10 protein-coding genes and 1 pseudogene are annotated in these 22,883 nt (G+C 64.9%); 10 read left to right on the top strand and 1 reads right to left on the bottom strand.

The window, feature by feature from the left end:
• The 9 genes and pseudogenes from HCZ87_RS12760 to HCZ87_RS12720 form a co-directional block, all read left to right on the top strand.
• A partial coding sequence (locus HCZ87_RS12760) for a translocation/assembly module TamB domain-containing protein (RefSeq protein WP_175582258.1) occupies positions 1-1,619 on the top strand: 1,619 nt, incomplete at its 5' end.
• A gap of 20 nt (positions 1,620-1,639) precedes the next feature.
• Positions 1,640-2,605, top strand: coding sequence for a glycosyltransferase family 2 protein (locus HCZ87_RS12755; RefSeq protein ID WP_175582257.1), 966 nt, complete (start codon positions 1,640-1,642; stop codon positions 2,603-2,605).
• A gap of 100 nt (positions 2,606-2,705) precedes the next feature.
• Complete coding sequence (locus HCZ87_RS12750; protein WP_167644211.1) at positions 2,706-4,172, top strand: O-antigen ligase; 1,467 nt, start codon at positions 2,706-2,708, stop codon at positions 4,170-4,172.
• 224 nt (positions 4,173-4,396) lie between these two features.
• A complete protein-coding gene (locus tag HCZ87_RS12745; RefSeq protein ID WP_167644209.1) occupies positions 4,397-10,840 on the top strand; it encodes a type I polyketide synthase in 6,444 nt (2,147 codons plus the stop codon).
• A 3-nt stretch (positions 10,841-10,843) separates the two neighbouring features.
• The gene (locus HCZ87_RS12740) at positions 10,844-11,875 is read left to right on the top strand and encodes a glycosyltransferase family 2 protein (RefSeq protein ID WP_167644207.1); all 1,032 of its coding nucleotides are present in this window, start codon (positions 10,844-10,846) and stop codon (positions 11,873-11,875) included.
• Positions 11,875-16,443 (top strand): MupA/Atu3671 family FMN-dependent luciferase-like monooxygenase, encoded by a 4,569-nt coding sequence (locus HCZ87_RS12735; protein WP_175582256.1) that lies wholly within the window; start codon positions 11,875-11,877, stop codon positions 16,441-16,443. Before HCZ87_RS12740 ends, HCZ87_RS12735 begins: the two co-directional genes overlap by 1 nt.
• 3 nt (positions 16,444-16,446) lie before the next feature.
• Complete coding sequence (locus HCZ87_RS12730) at positions 16,447-17,157, top strand: 4'-phosphopantetheinyl transferase (protein WP_167644205.1); 711 nt, start codon at positions 16,447-16,449, stop codon at positions 17,155-17,157.
• Positions 17,154-19,621: pseudogene (locus tag HCZ87_RS12725) on the top strand (hypothetical protein). The gene HCZ87_RS12730 and the pseudogene HCZ87_RS12725 overlap by 4 nt, the downstream one beginning before the upstream one ends.
• Entirely contained in the window at positions 19,618-20,454 is an 837-nt protein-coding gene (locus HCZ87_RS12720; protein ID WP_167644204.1) for a glycosyltransferase, read from the top strand. Before HCZ87_RS12725 ends, HCZ87_RS12720 begins: the two are co-directional and overlap by 4 nt.
• Positions 20,455-20,463: 9 nt before the next feature.
• On the opposite strand, the gene HCZ87_RS12715 is transcribed toward HCZ87_RS12720, so the two are convergent.
• On the bottom strand, positions 20,464-21,678 hold the full coding sequence (locus HCZ87_RS12715; protein ID WP_167644202.1) for a glycosyltransferase family 4 protein: 1,215 nt from the start codon (positions 21,676-21,678) through the stop codon (positions 20,464-20,466).
• A 205-nt stretch (positions 21,679-21,883) separates the two neighbouring features.
• On the opposite strand from HCZ87_RS12715, the gene HCZ87_RS12710 reads away from it, so the two are divergent.
• The coding region (locus HCZ87_RS12710) for an oligosaccharide flippase family protein (RefSeq protein WP_167644201.1) at positions 21,884-22,883 on the top strand (1,000 nt) is incomplete at its 3' end.

The following is a 22,883-nucleotide window of genomic DNA, read 5'->3' as shown; positions in this document are numbered from 1 at the left end:
TGCCGCAACTGGCCGGTGCCCCCTTGATCGCCACCGGCAAGGCCACGCGCCGCGATGGGGTGTGGCAGGCGCAGGGCTCACTCACCGGTCAGGGCGATGGCAAGATGGATGTCACCGGCCAGTTCACCGAGGCCTCGGGGGCCGCCGAGCTGCATTTTGATACCGTGGTTCAAAGGCTGCAAAAGATCATCCCCGAGCTTGAGGGCGTGTTGACCGCCAAAGGGGACGCCAGCCGCAGCGACGGCATCTGGACCCTGGAAACAACCGCAAAAGGCCCGCTCGGCATTGACTCCCGCGTCGCCGGGACATGGGACGAGGCGAAATCCCTGGCCGACCTCACCGCCAAGGGCTCGTTGCGGCTGGAAGGGGCGAACGCCTTCTTGAAACCGAATTTGGTCCGGGGCGTGGCACGGTTTGATCTGGCCCTGCGCGGCCCGGCGGCGCTGCGATCGCTCACCGGCACGATCACCACCTCGGATGCGCAGCTGGTGCTGCCCGAGGCGGCGCAATCCATCGACGCGATCTCCACCCGCATCAGCCTGAACAACGGCAGCGCCACGCTCTCGCTCAACGCCCGCCCCCGCGACGGTGGCCGGGTCGAGGTCTCCGGGCCGGTCTCGCTCAGCGCGCCTTACTCCGGCACGCTCCAGATCTCACTGGCGGATGTGGTGCTTACCGATAACCTCTCCTATACCACCTCGCTGGGCGGACAGCTGCGGCTCAGCGGACCCCTGAGCGGCAATAGCAGCCTCAGCGGGCGGGTGGATATTGGCGAGACCAACATCAATCTCAACACGGCCGGCGGCGCGGTCGCTGCGGCCCCGATCCCGCCCATTCGCCATATTGGCCAGTCACGGACACAGACCGCGACCCGATCCCGCGCCGGGCTGATCAACACGGGCCCCAGCGGTGGCGGCGGCAAGACCGACATTGCGCTTGATATCCTGATCAGCGCGCCCAATCGCATCTTTGCCCGGGGGCGCGGCCTCAACGCCGAACTGGGCGGCGCGATCACCCTGCGTGGCACCACCTCCGCGCTTGCCCCCTCTGGCCAGATCGGCCTGATCCGTGGCACCTTTGATATTCTCGGGCGACGTCTGACCCTGGATGAGGGGCGCATCACGCTGCTTGGCGATCTGCAACCCTATCTGAAGTTCTCCTCCTCGGCGACGACGGAACAGGGCACCGCCACGCTGGAGATTTCCGGCCCCATGGACAGCCCGCAGATCCAGGTGACCTCGGAACCCGCCCGCCCCAGCGAAGAGGCGCTGGCGCTGCTGCTGTTTGGGGACAACATTCAGGATATCTCGCCGCTTGCCCTGGCCCGTCTGGCCAGCTCCGCGCTCACCCTCAGTGGCCGGGGTGGCGGCACGCAAAAAGCGCTCCGAAACGGCACCGGCGCAGACAATGTGGATTTCGGCACCAATAACCTTGGCGTCGGACAGCTTGGTCTGGGCGGCTATCTTGCGGACAATGTCTATACCGACCTGAATGTCACCACCCAAGGCGACAGCGAGCTGACGATCAACCTTGATCTGACCAAATCGCTCACGGTGACGGGCAAGGCAGATAGCGCCGGCGGCACCGGGATCGGCCTGGTCTACAAACGCGACTATTGATGCGGACCGTGGCCCCGGACATGGCTTCCCCCGACGGGCCGCCGATTGATGCGGTGGTGATCGGCCGCAACGAGGGCGCCCGGCTGCTGGCCTGCCTCGACAGTCTGGCGGGGCGATTTCGGCGCATCATCTATGTCGATAGCGGCTCGACCGATGGCTCGGTTGAGGCGGCACGGGCGCGCGGGGCGGAGGTTGTCGCGCTTGATATGACGCGCCCCTTTACGGCCGCGCGCGCACGCAACGCCGGATTGGCGCAACTGGGGCCCACCGATGACAGCCTGGTGCAGCTTCTGGACGGGGATTGCACGTTGCACCCGGATTGGATCGCGAAAGCCACCGCGTTTCTGGCGACAGAACCGGAGGTCGCGGTGGTCTGCGGGCGCCGCCGCGAGGAACACCCCGAGGCCAGCATCTATAACCGCCTTTGTGATGCCGAATGGAACACCCCCATCGGCGAGGCGCTGGCCTGCGGCGGCGATGCCCTGATCCGGCGGGCGGCGCTGGCCGGGATCGGTGGCTACCGCGACGATCTGATTGCCGGAGAAGAGCCGGAAATGTGCCTGCGCCTGCGCCGCGCCGGTTGGAAAATCTGGCGCTTGGATGCCGAGATGACGCTGCATGACGCGCGCATGATGCGGCTCGGCCAATGGTGGCAGCGCAGCCGACGGGCCGGGCATGCCTTTGCGGAAGGCGCATTCCTGCACGGTGCTCCGCCGGATCGGCACTGGGTGAAAGAGACGCGCCGTGCCCTCCTTTGGGGCGCAGTGCTGCCCAGTCTCCTCTTGGTGGCAATGCTCATGGCGCCGAAAATGGCCGCGCTGGGGCTGTGTCTCTACGTCGGTCAGTTCCTGCGCCTGACGCGGCGTTTTGGCCGCCAGCGGGCCGGTTTTCTGATCCTGGGTAAAGTCGCCGAAGCACAGGGGGTTCTTGAATTTCACATGAACCGGCTGACCCGCAGACATCGCGGCCTGATCGAGTATAAATAGACCGGAGCAAGCGCCCGCCGTCCTGCCCCATTAACTGAAAATTTGGCGGCCACGTACAAAACATGTAGGCTGGCACCGGTTTATCAAGAGGCCACCCCAGTTGCCCAATTCCATTGCCTATCTGATGCTTCTGCTGTGGCCAGTCGCCGCGCTGGTCTTTTTCCAAAGACTGCCGCTGCAAAGGGCGATTCTTCTGTGCCTGATCGGCGGCTACCTGATCCTGCCCCCCATCGCCGCCTTTGATTTCCCGCTGATCCCCGCGTTCGACAAATTCTCGATCAGCTCGATCATGGCGCTTGTGGGCTGCGTGTTCATTGCAAAGGCACCGGTGCCGTTTTTGCCCAGGTCCACAATTGTGCGGATCTTTGTCTGCGCCTTTGTCATTTGCGCAATCCCCACCGTGCTGACCAATTTGGACAGCATAGCCTTTCGGCCCATCTTTGACACCGCACCAATCGAAATCATCAACTGGAGCCTGCCGGGACTGCGCTGGCGCGACATTGGGTCCGAGATCACGAACCAGCTTATTGTTCTTATCCCGTTTATGATCGCCCGGCGCTATCTTTCGACCCCGGATGCGCACCGTGATCTGCTGTTTGCATTCTGTATCGGCGGGCTGGTCTACTCTTTGCCGTCGCTATTTGAAATTCGCATGAGCCCGCAGCTCAACATCATGATCTATGGCTTTTTCCAGCATGATTTTGCGCAGATGATCCGGTCAAACGGATATCGACCGATCGTTTTCTTGCCCCATGCGCTCTGGCTGGCCATTTTCATGTTCAGCGCTCTTGTCGCAACCGCAACCCTTGCCCGCATGAGTCAGGGAACGGACAAGATACGCCTGACGCTCGCCGCCTGCTATCTCTTCGTGATGCTTGTCCTGTGCAAGAGCTTCGCCGCGCTATTCTATGGTCTGGTGTTTGTTCCGATAATCGCGTTCACGTCCTACAAGTTCCAAATCAGGGTGGCCTTGCTGATTGCCCTATTTGGCTGTTTTTACCCCGTACTCAAGAATGCCGGCCTCATCCCACAAGACTTGCTTCTGAGGCAGCTGACACATATTTCGCCTGATCGCGCGCAGTCGCTTGGGTATCGTTTCATGAACGAACAGATTCTGTTGGATCGTGCTGCGGAGAAACCTTGGTTCGGGTGGGGAAACTGGGGGCGCAATCTGGTCCGTGATCCCGTTTCCGGGCTGATACAGTCCATCCCCGATGGTCACTGGATTATCGCTTTCGGCAGCAAAGGCTGGATCGGCTACCTGTCAGAAATGGGAATCCTCACCGCGACCTTCTTCCTCTTGTGGCGCGCAATGAAGCAAACGGCCTCAGCGGCGTTCTCCCCCTATGTGTCCTGTATCGCGCTGATTCTTGGCGCCAACATGATCGACATGTTGCTAAACGATACCCTGGTCCCGGTGACCTGGATGTGTGCCGGCGCGATTTGCGGCTATGCCGAGCGGCTGCTCTATCCCGGCCTATTTGATCCGCGCCCAAAACTGTTTCAGGGACGACAGGCGATTGATGGTCACGACCCGGCCACCCGGCAAAAGCCCCTGCTGGAGTGAGCCAGGCAACCAGCGCTCCCATAAATCCCAATTTGGCCACAATGGCTCCTTTGGACAGCCCAAGATGTTTCGCATTCCTTGCATATGAATAATCGTGAAATGATCGTATTCTGGCACAGCATGGCAGGATACGATCCCTCGCGTTTGGGACAGCGGTGGCCTCATCCTGACACGCGCGCTGCGAGGCCAAAACCGTTGAGATCAGGCAGGAAAGCAAACATACGATGGCATTAGCGACGCAAGACCACGGAGCCGCGGTATCCGCCGACGACATCGCCGTGGTGGGCATGGCGGTCACATTGCCCGGTGCCGCCGATCTTCGTGAATACTGGTCCAATCTGCGCGACGGCATCGAATCGATTCAGGTGCTGGACGAGGAAAGCCTGCGCGCCGCCGGAGAGCAGCCCGACACCCTGCGCGCCCCCAACTACGTGCCTTCAGCGGCCCGGTTGGACGGCTATGACACTTTTGATGCCGAGTTCTTTGGCTTTTCCCCCAAAGAGGCCGCGATCCTTGACCCGCAGCACCGCAAGTTCCTCGAGGTGGCCTGGCGCGCGATGGAAGACGCCGGACATATGCCGGAAACCCTCGATGGGCAGGTCGGTGTCTACGCGGGCTGTGGCATGGGCAGCTATTTCTATTTCAACATCTGCTCGAACCCGGATCTGGTGGATGATGTTGGCATGTTCCTGTTGCGCCATACCGGCAACGACAAGGATTTCCTGACCACCCGTGTCAGCCATGTATTTGATCTGAAAGGTCCTTCGGTCAATATCCAGACCGCCTGCTCCACCTCGCTGGTGGCGATCCACTACGCATCCGAAGCGCTGCGCAAGGGTGAATGCGATATGGCGCTGGCCGGTGGCGTGACCATCGAGCTGCCGCAGGGGCGCGGATATCTCTACAAGGAAAACGAGATCCTCTCGCCCGACGGCCATTGCCACGCCTTTGACCACCGCGCGCAGGGCACCGTGTTTGGCTCTGGTGCCGGGGCGGTGGCGCTGCGACGGCTTGGCGACGCTATCGCTGACGGCGATCATATCTGGGCAGTGATCAAGGGCTCCGCGATCAACAACGATGGCGCCGCCAAGGCCGGCTATCTGGCGCCCTCGGTGGATGGCCAGTCCACCGCCGTGCGCAAGGCGCTGACGGCCGCGCGGGTGAACCCCGAGACCATCGACTATGTCGAATGCCACGGCACCGGCACCTATATCGGCGACCCGATCGAAGTCGCCGCCCTGACCGAAGCCTATCGCGACGGCACCGATGCGCGCGGCTATTGCCGGATCGGATCGGTCAAGACCAACATCGGCCATCTGGACACCGCCGCCGGTGTCGCCGGGTTTGTCAAAACCGCCCTGGCGCTGGAGCATCGCGCCCTGCCGCCCTCGCTTGGGTTTGAGGCCCCGAACCCGACCATCGATTTTGAGACCTCTCCCTTTCGGGTGAACGACAGGCTGACGCCCTGGGTCTCGCATCAGGGCCCGCGCCGCGCCGCCGTCAACGCGCTTGGCGTCGGCGGCACCAATGCCCATACGATCCTGGAGGAAGCCCCGCCGCGCGCCCCCTCGGAGGAGAGCGACTTTCCCTTCCAGATCCTCTGCCTTTCTGGCCACAGCAAAGCCGCGCTGGAGGCCAACAGCCGCAATCTGATCGACTGGCTGCGCGACAACCCGGAGGCCGAGCTGGCCGATGTGGCCTATACGCTGAAAGAAGGCCGCCGGGGCTTTGCCAAGCGCCGCGTCGTGGTGGCGGAAACCCCGAGTGAGGCGGCCGACCTGCTGGAGGAGGCAAACCCGCGCCAGGTCTTTACCCATGATCACCTCGGCCCCGACCCGGAAGTCGTCTTCATGTTTCCCGGGGGCGGCGCGCAATATGCGGGCATGGCGCGCGACCTTTATGAAACCGAGCCGGTTTTTGCCGATTGGATGGATCGCGGTCTGGATCATCTGGAAAAGAGCCTCGATTTCGACCTTCGCGCCCTTTGGCTGCCGACCCCCGGCACCGAAGAGGCCGCCGATGCGGCGCTGCTCAAACCCTCGGTGCAATTGCCGCTGATCATGATCGTGGAATATGCGCTGGCGCAGCTCTGGATCAGCTGGGGCGTGCGACCGGCGGCCATGGTGGGCCATTCCATGGGCGAAAACACCGCCGCCTGCCTGGCGGGGGTGATGCGGTTTGAGGACTGTATCGACCTGGTGCACCTGCGCGGACGCCTGTTTGACACGGTCGAGCCCGGCGGCATGTTGTCGATTTCCCTGCCCTTGGCAGACGTAGAGGCCCTGGTGGGCGATGAGCTGGACATCGCCAGCGTCAACGCGCCCGAGCTGACCGCCGTGTCCGGCCCCAATGACCGGCTCGATGCCCTGGCCGAGACCCTGCGCGCTAAGGAGGTCGAATTCCAGCGCATCCCCATCAACATCGCCGCCCATAGCCGCATGCTGGAGCCGATCCTGGCGCAATATGGCGATTTCCTGCGCGGCCTTGATTTGCAGGCGCCTAGCCTGCCGGTCCTCTCCAACCGCAGCGGTCAGCCCTTGACGGCAGAACAAGCCACCAGCGCCGAATACTGGGTTCAGCAGCTGCGCAACACCGTGCACTTCGCCGATTGTCTGGAGACGCTCGCGGCAACGCCCGGTCGCGTCTATCTGGAAGTCGGCCCGGGCAAGGCGCTGAGCGCTTTGGCGCAAATGGCGCCGCAGATTTCTGCCGGGCAGGTGCTCAGCTCCTTGCGCCACCCGGATCAGGACATCGCCGATGACGCCTATTTCTTTGGCGTGATTGGTCGGCTTTGGGCCTGCGGGGTCGAGGCCGACTGGCCGCAAATCTGGGGCGATGCCCGGCGCAACCGGCTTAGCCTGCCGACCTATGCCTTCCAGCGCAGCCGCTATTTTATCGAACCGGGCAAGCCTGCGGCCACGGCAGTCTCCGTGCTCCCCGCGCGCCATGCCGATATGACCGATTGGGGCTATCGTCCGGTCTGGCGGCCACGACTGGCCGATTGTCCGCTCGACATCGAGACCGAGCTTGCCAGCACCGCCCTCACCTGGCTGTTCTTTGACGACGCGTTTGGCCACGCCGCCGCCTGCGCCGAGCGATTGAGCGCCGCAGGGCATCGCGTGGTGCGGGTGCGCGCCGGGGATACCTATGCGCAGCTCGCGCCCGACCGCTATCAGATCGCCCCCGAGGAAGGGCGCTTTGGCTATCAGGCGCTGCTGGAGGATCTGGCCGCAGTCGATCTGCTGCCACAGCGCATCGCCCATTTCTGGCTGGTGACCCGGGGCGAGACCTACCGCCCCGGCTCTTCTTTCTTTGACCGCAACGTCGAGATGGGATTTCTGTCGCTGACCGCGCTGGGGCAGGCGCTGGCAGAGGCCGAGCTGCCCGCTCCCGCGCATCTGAGCGTCTTCACCACCGGTGCCCTTCAAACCGGAACCGAGCCCCTGCCCTACCCGGAAAAAGCCATGATCTCCGGCCCGGCTGGTGTCCTGCCACGCGAAATACCCGGCATCACCGTGGCCACATGCGATATTGAATTGCCAATCCCGCCCAAGGGCCTCGCCGCGCGGCGCGCCGGGACGTCGCGACCGGATCTGACGCCGCGCCTGCTGGAGGAGCTTCTGGCCGAGCCCGCCAATCTGACGGCGGCCTGGCGCGGCGACAAACGGGTGGAACTGGACTATCGCCCGTTGCCGCTGCCCGCGCCAAGGGCCAAAAACCTCCCATTGCGTCAGGGCGGGCATTATCTGCTGACCGGCGGCTACGGCGGCATCGGCCTGACCATCGCCGAACATCTGATGCGCCACTACGGCGCCCGTATCACGCTGCTGTCGCGCCAGCCCCTGCCGCCGCGCGCGGAGTGGGACAGCTACCTGCGCCGTCACAGCCCCCGCGACCGCCTGTCTGCGCGCATCCTGGCGGTGCGACAGCTGGAAGGCTTGGGCAGCGGCGCGCTGTTGACGCTGGCCGGGGATGTCTGCAACCTGCAAGACATGCGCGAGGCGACAGAGACCGCAGAGGCGCGCCTTGGTCCGATCTGCGGCGTCTTTCACGCTGCGGGCTGGATTGACGATGCCCCATTGCTGGCCAAGACCGAGCGCCAGATCGCCAGGGTTCTGGCCCCCAAGGTCAGCGGCCTCAGGGTGCTGGATCAGCTGTTTCCCGACGGCAGGCTCGATCTGATGGTCCTGTTTTCCTCCTCCTCCACCGTGACCCGACCCGCCGGTCAGGTGGATTACATCGCCGCCAATGAATACCTGAACGCCTGGGCCAAATCCCGGCGCGGCGGCAGGACCCATGTGACGGCCATAGACTGGGGGATCTGGTCCGATACCGGCATGGCGGCAGCCGCTATGGCCGCCCGGCGCGGCAGCGCGACACCCTCGGAGCCACGGCCCTGCGAGGCCGCGCTATGGCAAACACAGGCCTTTGACAGCGCGGGCACGCCGATCTTTCGCAGCCGGTTTGATGCCCGCTCCGATTGGATGTTGGACGAGCACCGCACCCAGGACGGCAGCGCGCTGATCCCCGGCACCGGCAATATTGAACTGATCGCGGAAGCACTGCACTGCCTCGGGCTCGATGCGCCTTTTGCGATCCGGGATCTTTATTTCCTGCAACCCTTTGTGGTGCCTGACGCCGCCCCGCGCGAGGCGGTCATGCATCTCCGCCCGACAGAGGCCGGCTTCGACATTTCCCTCCACGGCGCCACCACCGGCGGCTTTGCCCGCACCATGGAGGCGCAGGCCGCGCCGCTGGCCGCCAGCAGCGTCAGCGGTCTGATAAACCTCGATGCCATCGCGCGCCGCTGCACCCCACGCGAAACCTCTGGTCGCCTGCGCTCGCCGCAGGAGCGGCACCTGCGGTTCGGGCCTCGATGGGATGTGTTGCACGCCATGGCGCTCGGGCAAGGCGAGGGCCTCGCCCGCCTGCACCTGCCGGACATCGCGCGACAGGACCAAACCCTGCTTCATCCCGGGCTGATGGATCTGGCCACCGGCTGGGCGATTGAACTGGCGCCGGGCTATGCGCCGGATGCGCTCTGGGTGCCGGTGTCCTATGGCGAAATCCGCGTGCTTGCGCCGCTGGAGGCAAAAATATACAGCCACGTCAGGTTGATCGAGGCAGAGGGCGACACGGCAGGCTCGGCCCTGTTTGACGTGACCCTGACCGATACATCGGGCCGGGTGCTGGTGCAGATCTCCCACTTCCGCATGCAACGGCAAAGCGGCGGCTTCACCCTGGCACCTGCCCGCACCGACAACTCCGCCGCCGCGCTCAACCTGATCGCAGAGACGCAAGGTCAACCGCACTCCCAGGACGAGCGCCGCCTCTGGGCCAACCTGGAAAACGGTATTCGCGCCGACGAGGGCGGCGCAGCACTGGAACGCGCCTTGGCCTCTGGGCTGTCGCAGGTGGTTGTCTCCTCCCTCGATCTGCCCGCCTTGATCCGGCAAGCCGCCGACAGTGGGCAATCGCCCGGCAAGGCCAGCGCTCAGAGCTTTGAGCGCCCCGACCTCGATACGGATTATATTGCTCCCCGCACCCCGACAGAGGAGCTGCTGGCCAGCCATTTTGCCACGCTTCTGGGTCTGTCCCGGATCGGGGTGGAGGACAGCTTCTTTGACCTCGGTGGGCATTCGCTGATCGCGGTGCGCCTGTTTGCCCAAATCAAGCGCAGCTTTGGCGTGGAATTCCCGATGTCGCTGCTTTTTGATGCCCCGAGCGTTGCCACGCTGGCAAAACGCATCGACGCCGCCAGCGGCAGTACCGATATAGAAACGTCTCCGGCAGATGAGCCCGCTGGCGCATCTGACCAGTGCTTCACCCATCTGGTGCGCCTGCACCCCGGCGAGGATGCGCAGGCGACGCCGATCTTCATCGTCGCGGGGATGTTCGGTAATGTGCTCAACCTGCGGCATCTGGCGCAGATCCTCGGGCAGGATCGTCCCGTCTATGGGGTGCAGGCCAAAGGGTTGATTGACAGTGATCAGCCCCATGACAGGATGGAGGACGCCGCGCGCGATTACCTTGCCGAGATCCGGCAGGTGCAGCCCGAGGGCCCCTATCTCATTGGCGGCTTTTCCGGCGGCGGCATCACCGCCTATGAGATGGCACAGCAACTGACCGCAGCAGGGCATACCGTCGAAGCCCTTGTGCTGCTGGACACGCCCTTGCCGCAACGCCCCGCGCTGTCCTCAACGGACAAGGCCTTGATCAAGATCGAAGAGCTGCGCCGCAAAGGGCCGAGCTATCTGAAAGAGTGGCTCCAGAACCGGATCGCCTGGGAGCAGCGCAAACGGCAGGGCGAGGCTGGGCCGATCAGCACGGCCTCGGGGTTCAACAATCACAAGATCGAACAGGCCTTCCGCCAGGCCATTGCCGACTATCAGGTCAAACCCTGGGCCGGGCCGGTGGTGCTCTATCGTCCGGTGCTGGATCGCCATTGGAAAGTCTCAAACGGACAATGGGTCAGTCGCGAGCGGGAATATGTCTATGCCGACAACGACTGGACCCGCTACGCGCCCGCCTTGCAGGTGGTGGAGGTCCCTGGCGATCACGATGGGATGGTGCTGGACCCCAATGTCAGCGTGCTGGGGAAATCCCTGCGCGATCTTCTGGCGGGATGCGGGCAGCAATCTGCCACCCCCGCAAAGGCGGCGGAGTAAACCATGTCCCGCAAGGCCGTGCTGACCATCATCCTGAACTACCGCACCCCTGCGATGACCCTGCGCTCCGCCGAGGCGGCGCTGGCCGCCATGGCCGATCTGCCCGGCGAGGTTCTGATCATCGACAATGGGTCCGACGACGGCTCCTACGAGGCCCTGCTGGCTGGCGCGCAGGCGCGCGGGTGGCGAAACGACGGACGCCTGCGCATCACGGCCTCGCCGGTGAATGGCGGCTTTGGCGCGGGTATAAACATCGGCCTGAACACCCGCTTTGGCGACGGGAGTATCCCGGATTTTTACTACCTCCTGAATTCGGACGCCTTTCCCAACGAGGGCTGCATCCGCATTCTGCGCGATTTCCTGATCGACCACCCCGGCGCCGGGCTGGCGGGCTCCTACGTGCATGGCGAGGACGGCATGCCGCATTGCACCCTGTTCCGCTTTCCCACCCTCGCCAGCGAGTTTGAGGGGGCCGCGCGCACCGGTGTGATCTCGCGCCTGCTTTCGCATGCGATCGTGCCTCTGCCGATCCCGACACAGGCGCAACAGGTGGACTGGACGGCGGGGGCAAGCCTGATGATCCGCCGCGAGGTGATCGAAGACGTCGGCGGCTTTGACGAGACATTCTTCCTCTATTTTGAGGAAACCGAGCTCTGCCACCGCGCCGCGCGCGCCGGGTGGCGCACCCATTATGTGCCGCAAAGCACCATCGCGCATGTCGGCTCGGCCTCCACCGGGATGAAGGGCTGGGCGCGCACGCCCGACTATTGGTTCGACTCCCGCCTGCATTATTTCATCCAAACGCGCGGCAGGCTCTATGCCATTGGCGCGACCCTTGCCCGACTGGCCGGCGGTGCGATCTACGCCTTGCGCCGGCTCATCTCGGGCAAACCGCGCATGGAGGCGGCGCATTTTCATCGCGATCTGCTGCGCCATCACGTAAAACGGCTGCTCAAACCCGTGCCAAAGCCACGGTTGATGCAGCCCCCGCAAGCGCCAGCACTGCCCGCTTCTCCCTCGGAGGATCAATCCTGATGCCTTTCTCCGCTGTCGTTATCGGCAATGAATCCCTGTTGATCGGCTGTTGTGACGCGCTGCTCGCGCGCGGTCATGACATCCGCGGTGTCGTCAGTGACAACGCCGAGATCCACTCCTGGGCGCGCGACAAGGGCCTCAAGATCTTCGCCACGCCGGATGACATCACCGGCTCGTTTGACTGGCTCCTGTCGATTGCAAACCTGCGCGTGCTGCCGGATGCGGTGATCGCACGGGCCGCGCGAGGCGCGGTGAATTTTCACGATGGGCCACTGCCCGAACGGGCCGGGCTCAACACGCCGAACTGGGCCATTCTGGAGGGCGCGACTGAACACGGGATCACCTGGCATCTGATCGAGGGCGGCGTCGATGAGGGCGATATCCTGGCCCAGCGCCGTTTCGCCATCACCGAGGACGACACCGCGTTCAGCCTGAACTCCAAATGCTACGGCGCGGCGCTGGATAGTTTTGCCGAGGTGCTGGCGCAGCTGGAAAGCGGCGAGCTCAAGCGGCAACCGCAGGACCTGAGCCAGCGGCACTGCCACATGCGCGCGGATCGTCCCACAGCCGGTGGCCTGCTGCAATTTGACCAACCCGTCGCAGAGCTGCTGCGGCTTGTGCGGGGTCTCGACATGGGCGGCTACTGGAACCCGCTCTGCGCGGCCAAGCTCGACCTTGGCGGCAGCATTGCGCTTGTCGGACGGGCCGAACAGGTTGAGGGCACTGGCGCCTGCGGCCAGGTCTTCGCGAGTGATGAGGGCGCGCTGACCGTGGCCTGTCTGGACGGCGCCCTGCGGCTCTCGGCCCTGACCACGCCTGCGCAGGGCGCGCTCTCCCTTGAGGCTCTTCCCGCCGTGGGCCGCACCTTGCCACGGCTGACGACTGATGAGATCAAAAAGATCGACAGCGCTCTGAAGGCGACCCAGCCCGGAGACGCACACTGGCGCAGGGCATTGGCCGCCATGCGGCCCCTGCCGGCGCCGCTTGTCACATCGTCAGGCGACAACCCCGCCGAGACCGAGATTTCACTCCCGCCGCATCTGCCAGCTGCGCGCCTTTCGGCACTGGTGCTCTGCTGGCTCCTGCGCAGCACCGGCGAGAGCAGCGGCAGCCTCGCCCTCTGCCTGCCCGAAACCCAGGCCCTGGCCTGGCCCGGGATCATCTCTGACTGGGTGCCGCTAAGCGCCGATTTGGACAGCTCACTGGCCGAGCTCACAACGCGGCTGGAGCAGGACCTGCACCGCGCCCGTCGGTCTGGCGGTTTTGCCGAAGACCTGATCGCCCGCGCGCCAGAGATCGCGCCACAATCGCCGCCCGCCGTGGTGCTGTGTCTCGACACCGAGAAGGCCCCCGCCGCGGCCAAGCTCCTTCTGCACCGCGTCGGTGATCGGCTGCACCTGCGCTCGGACGCCATGCCACCAGCGGCCCTTGCCCTGCTGGCCGCACGGCTGGAGACACTCCTCGCTGCCGACATGACAGCGGATCAGCCCCTACACGGCCTGCCCTGCCTTCCCGACAGCGAACGCAGTCTGTTACTGGAGACTTGGAACGCCAAGCAGGCCGACGCCTCCGCCAACGAAACCATCCACGCCGCCTTTGAGGCTCAGGTCGCCCGCACGCCAGAGGCCACTGCCTTGGTGTTTGAAGACCAGCAGCTGAGCTACGCGGCGCTCAATCAGCGCGCCGATGCGCTGGCCCATCAATTGCGCGCAGAGGGCGTTGCGCCCGGCAGCCATGTCGGGGTCTATCTGCGGCGCTCGATGGATCTGGTCGTCGCGACCCTCGGCATCCTGAAGGCCGGCGGGGCTTACGTGCCGCTGGATCCGGCTTATCCCGCGGAGCGTATCGCGCATTATATCGCCGACAGCCGCGCCAGCGTCATCATCACGCAAACCGCGTTGGCCGCAGAGCTGCCGCACAGCGCCCCACAGGTTATGAGTCTCGACACGCTCGACCTCTCCCCGACTGGCGCACTGGCAAGCGGGGCCTCGGGCGAGGATCTGGCCTATCTGATCTATACCTCCGGCTCCACCGGCCTGCCCAAGGGGGTGATGGTGCGTCATCGCAATGTGGCCAATTTCTTTACCGCCATGGATGCCCGCATCCCGCATCAGCCGGGCGATGCCTGGCTTGCGGTCACCAGCCTGTCCTTCGACATCTCCGTGCTCGAACTCTTCTGGACCCTGGCCCGCGGGTTCAAACTGGTGTTGTCCAGCGACGAAAGCCGCTTGCAGCTGGCCAACGGCCCGGTCACGCTCAGTGATCGCAAGATGGATTTCAACCTGTTCTACTGGGGCAATGACGATGGCCCCGGGCCGCAGAAATACGAACTTCTGCTGGAAGGCGCGAAATTCGCCGACGCCCATGGCTTCAACGCGGTCTGGACGCCGGAGCGGCACTTTCACGCCTTTGGTGGCCCCTATCCGAACCCTTCGGTGACCGGGGCCGCCGTCGCCGCCGTCACCCGCAATATCGGCGTGCGCGCCGGGTCCTGCGTCGCACCGCTGCACCATCCCGCCCGCATCGCCGAGGAATGGGCGGTGATCGACAATCTTACGGCCGGGCGCGTGGGCCTTGGCATTGCCTCCGGCTGGCAGCCCGATGATTTCATCCTGCGCCCCGAGAACACGCCCCCCGCCAACAAGCCCGCCATGTTCGACACCATCGAGATCCTGCGCAAGCTCTGGCGCGGCGAGGAGGTGGCATTTTCGCGCAAGGATGGCAGCCAACACAGCGTCGTGACGCAGCCCCGCCCCGTCTCCTCCGAACTGCCGGTCTGGGTCACCACCGCCGGCAACCCGGAGACCTGGCGCGAGGCGGGCAAGATCGGCGCCAATGTGCTCACCCACCTGCTTGGCCAGAGCATTGCCGAGGTGGGCGACAAGATCGCGCTCTATCACGCCGCGCTGCGCGAGGCCGGTCACGACCCGGCCGATTTCACCGTCACGCTGATGCTGCATACCTATCTCGCCCAGAGCCGTGAGAGCGCGCGCAGCATCGCCCGCGAGCCGATGAAGGATTACCTGCGCTCCGCCGCCGGGCTGATCAAGCAATACGCCTGGGCCTTTCCCGCCTTCAAGAAACCCAAGGGCGTCGATAATCCCTTCGAGATGGACCTCGGCATTCTCAGCGAGGCGGAGCTGGAAGCGATCCTCGATTTCGCCTTTGAACGCTATTTTGAGGAGTCCGGCCTGTTTGGCACCGTTGAGGATGGCGTTGCCCGCGTCGAGGAGCTGAAACGCATCGGTGTGGACGAGGTCGCCTGCCTGATTGACTATGGCATCGCGCCGCATGTGGTGCTTGAGGGGCTGAAACCGCTGGCCGAAGTCCTGCGCCGCGCCAATCGCGCGCAGGAGCTGGCGACGGATGATTTCTCGCTGGCGGCACAGATCCTTCGCCACGGTGTCACTCATATGCAATGCACCCCCTCCATGGCGCGCATGATCGCCAGTGACCCGGATGCAGGCCCCGCCCTTGGCCGCCTGCGCCATCTCCTGGTCGGGGGTGAGGCCCTGCCCGGCGAGTTGGTCGGCGCCCTGCGTGCGCGCAGCCGGGCGGAGTTCCACAATATGTATGGCCCGACGGAGACCACGATCTGGTCCACGGTCGAGACCCTCAAAACGGTGCCCGGCGGCATCGCCCCAATTGGCCGGCCGGTGGCCAATACAACCACATATGTGCTGGATGAGGCCGGCCAGCTGGCCCCGGTCGGCGCGATCGGAGAGCTCTATATCGGCGGGGCGGGCGTCACGGCTGGTTATTGGCAACGCGCCGATCTGACCGCCGAGCGCTTCCCCGCCGACCCGTTCCACCCCGGCGCACGGATGTATCGCACCGGCGATCTGGCGCGTTGGCTGCATGACGGGCGGCTGGAGTTCCTGGGTCGCAGCGACCATCAGGTGAAGATCCGCGGCCAGCGCATCGAGTTGGGCGAGATCGAAGCCGCCCTCGCAGCGATCCCCGGCATTGACGCCGCCGTTGTGGTCCCGCGCGAAATCGGCGCGGATACCCGATTGGTGGGCTATGTGACCGCCTCTGCCCCCGTCTCCGAAGATGCCATCAAGACCAGGCTGGCCCGGCACCTGGCCGAGGTCATGGTGCCCGCTCATATCGTGGCGCTAGAGGCTTTCCCCCTGACACCGAACAAGAAAATCGACCGCAAGGCGCTGCCCGCGCCGCAACCGCCCCGCAGCACGCCGGATGTGCTGGCCGCTGCGCCCGATCTGAAAGCAGGCCCGCAACAGCAGATCGCCGAGATCTGGCAGCGCCTCCTCGGTGTGGCCGACATCGGGCTGGAGGATAATTTCTTTACCCTCGGGGGGCATTCCCTGCTGGCGGTTCAGGCCCATCGTGATATCCGTCAGCGCCTGGGTCTGGAGCGGTTGTCGATCACCGATATCTTCCGCTTCCCGACACTCAATGCGCTCGCCCGCCATGCAACGCAGCTCGCTCAGGGCGGTGACGCCCCCGCCGCGAGTGATGCACCCTCCGCGCCCCCGACCGACCGGGGCGCCACCATGTCCAAACGCCGCGCCATGCGCGCCAGTCGCAAAGCGCGCACGGAGTGAACGATGGACAGCACGCCTCACCAGATCACCCGACAGGCGGATTGGCAGGATCTCTTGCGCCCCTTGCTCTCGGGCTCTGTCGCCATCGCCGCCGAGGATCCGCTGGGCCCGCTCCCCGCGCCTTTTCCAGCCGAGGCCGCGTGTCTGTCGCCCAAAGCCGTGGACAAGCGCAAACGGGAATTTGCCGCCGGTCGCGCCGCCGCACACCGGGCGATGCGCGCGTTAGACCGGGAGCCCGCGCCTGTCCCGATCAGTGAAACGCGCGCCCCCCTCTGGCCTCTGGGGCTAGTCGGGAGCATTTCCCACTGCCGCAGCTGCGCCCTTGCCGCCGTGGCCTCGCATGCCACCCATGCCGGGGTTGGCATCGACGTCGAACCGGATACGCTGCTCTCCCGCGAACTCTGGTCCTCGATCGCCAGCCCCGCAGAGCAAATCTGGCTCTCGCGCCAGGACAATCCCGGTCAGGCCGGCAAGCTCCTGTTTTCCGCCAAGGAGGCCGCCTACAAGGCGCAATACGCGCTCTCGCAGCGCTATTTCGGCTTTGATGGCATGGAGCTGCGCTTTGACCTCAGCGCCGCGAGCTTTATCGCCAGCTTCACGGCGGCCCAGCCCCCGTTTCAGGCAGGACACCAGCTGGAGGGGCGCTATGCCATCGGCGCGGGGCTGATTATCACCGCAGTCGAGATTCTGAACAGCCCGCAGGTGGCCGCATGAGCGCCGCCGACATCCTCAGAGCCATTGTCATGGTCGGGCATTCCCTGATCGGCCCGGACAATCCGCAAATGCTGGGCCAGTTGCTGGCGGCAGGCCAGAGCACGCCACCAACCGTCGAGGCGCAGATTATCAATGGCGCGCCGCTGCGCTATAACTGGGAACACGCGGACAAGGCCCAGGGCATCAATGCCCGCGCCCGGCTTGCTGCTGGCCCGGTCGATGCGCTGATCGTGACCGAGGCAATCCCCCTCGCCAATCACCTGCGCTGGAGCGATACCGAAGGTGCCGTGGCGGATTTCTACACGCTCGCCGCCACGACCAATCCCCATGTCACGCTCTATGTCGAGGAAGGCTGGCACAGCCTGCTGAGCGGCACCGGCGCCGATGTGCCCTTTGATGACAATGGCGATATCCCCTGGCGCCAGCGGCTGGACCAAGACCTGCCGCGCTGGCAGCATATCGTCGACAAGGTCAAAACGCGCAGCGGCGGCGATATCCGGCTTCTGCCGACCGGGCAGGCGCTGGCCCGACTGTATGACGCGATCGAAGCGGGAACCGTGCCCGGCTTGCGCGACATTCAGGACGTCTTTGCCGATGATATCCATCCCAATGCCATCGGGTTTTATTATCTCTCGCTGGTGCAATATGCGGTCCTCACCGGGGACACGCCCCTAGGGCTGCCGCGTCAGCTACAGAATGAATGGGGCACCGCCTACACCGCGCCGCCCCCGGATCTGGCAGCGCGGCTGCAAGAGCTGGCGCTGCTCTCTGCCAATGGGGCGGATGTGCGCACCGCGCTGCCACCAGACCCATCGGCGCTGCCGCGGGATCCGGCTCCGTGGCGATGAACCTCGCCCCGGTCCGGGACTGGAGCGTGCAAGCGCCGTTTCTGGATCACTTCAAAACCGCCCGCGCCTGGATCGGGCACCTGCCCGGGCGGTGGGGCGGCATAAGCGAGGCAGAGCTGCGCGCGGCAGGCTATCTCGACCCGGATGGCTGGCCTCTGGCGCTGCCGCCCGAACTTGGCTCGATCGGCACCGTGGTGCTGACCGATCTGCCAGAGGAGGCCACAAGCCTCGCGGGGCGCTATGTGTTGCGCTTTGACGGCGATGGCATCATCGAGGTCGCAGGCCGTGCCCGGAATGTGCGCTATGGTAAGGGCGAGGTGCGGTTTGATTTCACCCCCGGCCCCGGATTTGTGGACATCCGCATCCAGCGCACCGACCGGCAGAACACCGGCGACTATTTGCGCAATATCACCCTGGTGCGCGAGTCCGACCTTCAGGCGGTGGCGCAGGGCGCCCTGTTCAACCCCGCGTGGCTGGACCGGATCGAGGGCTTTGCCGCGCTGCGGTTCATGGAATGGGCAAACACCAACAACTCGCCGCAGGTGGGATGGGAGGATCGCCCACATGTCAGCGACTACACCTGGACCCGCAATGGCGTGCCGCTGGAAATCCTCCTGGCGCTCTGCAACCGGATCGGCTCTGATCCCTGGTTCACCCTGCCGCATATGGCCGATGATACCTATGTGCGCAACTTCGCCACCCTGGTGCGCGACCGACTGGATGAGGACCTGAAAGCCTATGTCGAATATTCCAACGAGGTCTGGAACTGGCAGTTCGAACAGGCCGCCTGGGCTGACGCCCAGGCCCGCGCCATCTGGGGCGGCAAGGATCTTTGGCTGCAATATTACGCGGGCCGCGCGGTCAGGATCGCCGAGATCTGGACCGAGGTGTTTCGCGACGGCGACCCGGATCGGGATCTCTCGCAGCGGCTGGTGCGGGTGATTTCCTCGCAGACGGGCTGGCTTGGGCTCGAAGACCAAATCCTGAATGCCCCCGTCTGGACCGCCGCCGATGCGACCCGTCAGCCCCCCTATCGCAGCTTTGATGCCTATGCGGTCACCGGCTATTTTGGTGCCATGCTGGGACAGCAGGACCGGGCGCCGATGGTGCGGGCCTGGATTGCCGACAGTCTGGAGCGGGCGCGCATTGCCGCCACCGAAAAAGGGCTGAGCGGCGCCGAGGCCGAAGCCTATGTCGAGGCGCATCGCTTTGATGTTGCCGTGGCGCAGGCCGTGGCGGAATTGCAGGATGGGCTCAACCGAGGCGATCCCGGCGGCACCATGACGCACCTGCTGAGCCATGTGCTGCCCTACCACGCCGAGGTGGCGCGCACATATGATCTCGACCTGATCATGTATGAAGGCGGCAGCCATGTGGTGGGTCACGGCACCTTGGTCGATGACGACCAACTGACCGCCTTTTTCACCCATCTGAACTACACCGAGGAAATGGCGGATCTCTATCGCCAGTTGCTGAACCGCTGGCCGGAGCTCGGTGGTCGGCTCTTTGGCGCCTTTAACGATGTCGGCAACCCGAGCCGCTGGGGCAGCTGGGGCGCCTTGCGCACCCTCACCGACGACAATCCCCGCTGGGACGTGATCGAGGCCACCAAATGAGCCGCCTGCTGTCGGTGCTGATCCCGGCCCATAACGAGGCCGCCTATATCGGGACCTGTCTTGCCACGCTCTTCGCCTCCGATCCCCTGCCGCAGGGGTGGCGCGTGGAGGTTCTGGTGCTGGCCAATGGCTGCCAGGACGACACCGCGACCCGGGCCCGCAGGATTGCGCCGCCCCGGGGCTGGAGCCTGCGAGTTCTGGAACAGGACAAAGGCAACAAAACCGCCGCGCTGACCGTTGGTGACGCCGCCGCAGCTGGCGATATCCTGGTCTATCTGGACGCTGATGTGCGACCGGAGCCAGCCTTGCTGGCGCAGATCGTGGCAGCGCTGGCAAGTGATGCGCCGCTCTATGCCAGTGGCCGTCCGCGCATCAGCCGCGCCAGGAGCGCGATCACCCGCGCCTATGCCAGCGCCTGGCAGGAGCTGCCGTTCTGGCATGTGGGCGTGCCGGGTTTTGGCCTTTTTGCGATGACCCGCGCGGGCCGTGCACGCTGGCAGGACTGGCCCGATATCATCTCTGACGATGCCTTTGCCCGGCTGCATTTCACCCCGGGCGAGCGCCTGTTGCTGCCGGCGCGCTATGACTGGCCGATGGTCGAAGGGTTCCGCAATCTGGTGCGGGTGCGCCGCCGACAGGATCGCGGTGCTGCCGAGGTCAACCGCCTCTATCCCGACCTCGCCCAGAACGACGACCATCGCCCGCTGACACTCCCGGGCCTCGGTCGCATCGCGCGGCGGCGGCCCCTTGGACTGCTGGTCTATATCGCCGTCGCACTTGCGGTGCGCACACCGCTGTTTGCGACGCGCGAAACCTGGGTGCGCGGACGCTAGACGGATGCGCTAACCGGCCCCCTGAGCGATACAGTCGTGGAAATAGCCTGCCAGTTTTTCGGCTTCCCGGTCGATATCGTGGCGCTCCAGAACGCGCTCGCGGGCTTGCTCTCCCATCAGCTTCAGCTTGTCCCGGGGCACCGCCGCCAAACGCACCAGCGCCTCTGCCAATGCGGGGCTGTCGCCAGCCGGAACCAGCCAGCCGGTCTGGTCTTGCAGCACCAGCTCAGGCGTGCCGGCCACATAGGTCGCAAGCACCGGCCGCCCCGCCGCCATGGCCTCCATCACCACCATCGGCAGCCCTTCGGCAAAGGAGGGCATCACCAGCGCATGAGACCCCGCCAGCGCATCGCGCACCCCGGCCTCGCTCAGCCAGCCGGTCAACGTGACATTCGCCCGAAGCCCCAGGGACGCAATCGCCGCCTCCAGATCGGGGCGCATCTCGCCATCTCCCACCAGCGTGAGATGCAGATCGGGCACATCCCGCAGCGCATCCGCAAGCGCCTGGATCAGGATCATCTGCCCTTTTTGCTCCACGAACCGGCCAATCGCCACCACCCGCAGCGCCCCCTCTGGCAGCGGTTGCGAAGTGGGGAAATGGCGCGGCTCCACCCCGCAATGCACGACCTTGACCCGGGGCCAGGCCTGAAACGGCGCCCATCGGCAGAGCTGGCTGCGCCCGAAGCTGGAAATCGCCACCGCCATGCGGGAGCGCGCGACCTTGAGCCCCAGTGAGAGCTGCTTTGGGCTGTCGAATTCCTCCGGCCCGTGAGTGGTGAAACTATAGCCCGGCCCGCCCAGCGCCTCTGTCAGCATGGCGACGGCGGCGGGGTTGGTGCCAAAATGGGCGTGCATATGCTCACACCCCATCTTCCGCACGAGACGCGCGACATAGGCGGCCTCCAGCAGGTAGATCAGGCTGCGCCCCCAGGCACCACTGGCCCGTGCCAGCCGCTGCGCAAGCATAAATCCCCTGACCGCCCGCCCGGGCGAGAACAGCAAAATACGCAAGAACGCGCCAAGCAGCGCCACGCCGCCCGCGTGCAGCACATAGTGACAGCGCGCCGCTTCCGCGAGGTCGCCGGGATCAACCAAGATCTGCTGCGTTGGCCGCATGGGCAAGCGCAGCACCTCGACCCCGCGCCGCTCCAGCGCCTGGATCTCCCGGCGGATAAAGCTCTGCGAAGGTTGCGGGTAGGTGTTCAGCACATATGCGATCTTCACGATGTCGGCGCTCCCTGCGGCTCTTGCGCCAGAGACTAGCCGCTGCCTCGCGATTTGCCCAGAAGGCGCTGCGGCAGAGCGGTTCACGCCAAAAAAGCGCGGTTAGAGAACAACATAGGGGGACATTCGCGACGCCAGATGATTGACCGACCGGCTCTGCCCGCTTAGCCTCGCCTCACCCTAGCCCCATCGCAACGTGGCCCCCATGACACCAGCTTCGACCGGACAGAGCCTGATGCTGCGTGTCCTGAAATCCGCGTCCTGGATTGTCCTCAATTTTGGCGCCGCGCAGCTGCTGCGACTGGCCTCAAACCTGGTCCTGACCCGCATACTGTTCCCGGAGGCCTTTGGCCTCATGGCGCTGGTCACCATGGTGATCATCGGTTTGGCGCTGTTTTCGGACGTGGGAATTTCCAACGCCATCGCCCAGAACCCGCGCGGCGACGACCCGGAATTTCTTGATACCGCCTGGAGCCTTCAGCTCTGCCGGGGTGCCGGGCTTTGGGTGATGACGGGCCTGCTCGCCCTGCCCGCGGCCGCCTTTTATGACGCGCCAGAGATGGCCTATTGCCTGCCGATTTCCGGTTTTGCGCTGCTGCTGCACGGGTTCTCGCCCACCCGGGTGGAGACGGCCTATCGCCACCTGTTGATCGGGCGCGTCACCGTGATCAACCTTGGCGCCCAGATCATTGGCCTGGTCTGCTTGTCCGGCCTTGCCTATTGGAGCCAGTCTGTTGTGGCCCTGGCCTTTGGCAATGTCATTCAGGAAAGCGCGCGGCTTGTATTGATCTGGGCATTCCTGCCCGGTCGACGCAATCAGTTTCGCTGGCATGCCGAAACCCGGCACGAGATCATCGGCATGGGGAAATGGATTTTTCTCTCCACCGCGTTTTATTTCATGACCTCGCAGGGAGACCGCGCCATCCTCGGCAAACACCTGTCGCTCAGCGCCATGGGGATCTATAATATCGGCTTCTTTCTTGCCAGTTTTCCGGTGCAGATCGGTCAGGAGCTCTCTGCCCGGCTGATGCTGGCGGTCTATCGGGACAAGCCCGCCCATGCCGCCCCCGGCAATCGCAAGAAACAGCGCCAGCTGCGCTATGTGCTCTCTGCCGGCGTGCTCCTGATGATGTGGACCATGGCCTGGATCGGTCCCTGGCTGGTCGGTTTTCTCTATGACGCACGCTATGATGCCGCCGGAGCCA

The sequence above is a fragment of the Phaeobacter sp. HF9A genome, assembly GCF_011806385.1.
GTDB lineage: Bacteria > Pseudomonadota > Alphaproteobacteria > Rhodobacterales > Rhodobacteraceae > Epibacterium.
This window is presented reverse-complemented; position numbering and strand designations above follow the sequence as displayed.

Coding starts and splice junctions, on each gene's coding strand:
- HCZ87_RS12745 (WP_167644209.1), top strand. CDS start 4,397: ATGGCATTAGCGACGCAAGACCACGGAGCCGCGGTATCCGCCGACGAC.
- HCZ87_RS12730 (WP_167644205.1), top strand. CDS start 16,447: ATGGACAGCACGCCTCACCAGATCACCCGACAGGCGGATTGGCAGGAT.
- HCZ87_RS12720 (WP_167644204.1), top strand. CDS start 19,618: ATGAGCCGCCTGCTGTCGGTGCTGATCCCGGCCCATAACGAGGCCGCC.
- HCZ87_RS12755 (WP_175582257.1), top strand. CDS start 1,640: ATGGCTTCCCCCGACGGGCCGCCGATTGATGCGGTGGTGATCGGCCGC.
- HCZ87_RS12735 (WP_175582256.1), top strand. CDS start 11,875: ATGCCTTTCTCCGCTGTCGTTATCGGCAATGAATCCCTGTTGATCGGC.
- HCZ87_RS12740 (WP_167644207.1), top strand. CDS start 10,844: ATGTCCCGCAAGGCCGTGCTGACCATCATCCTGAACTACCGCACCCCT.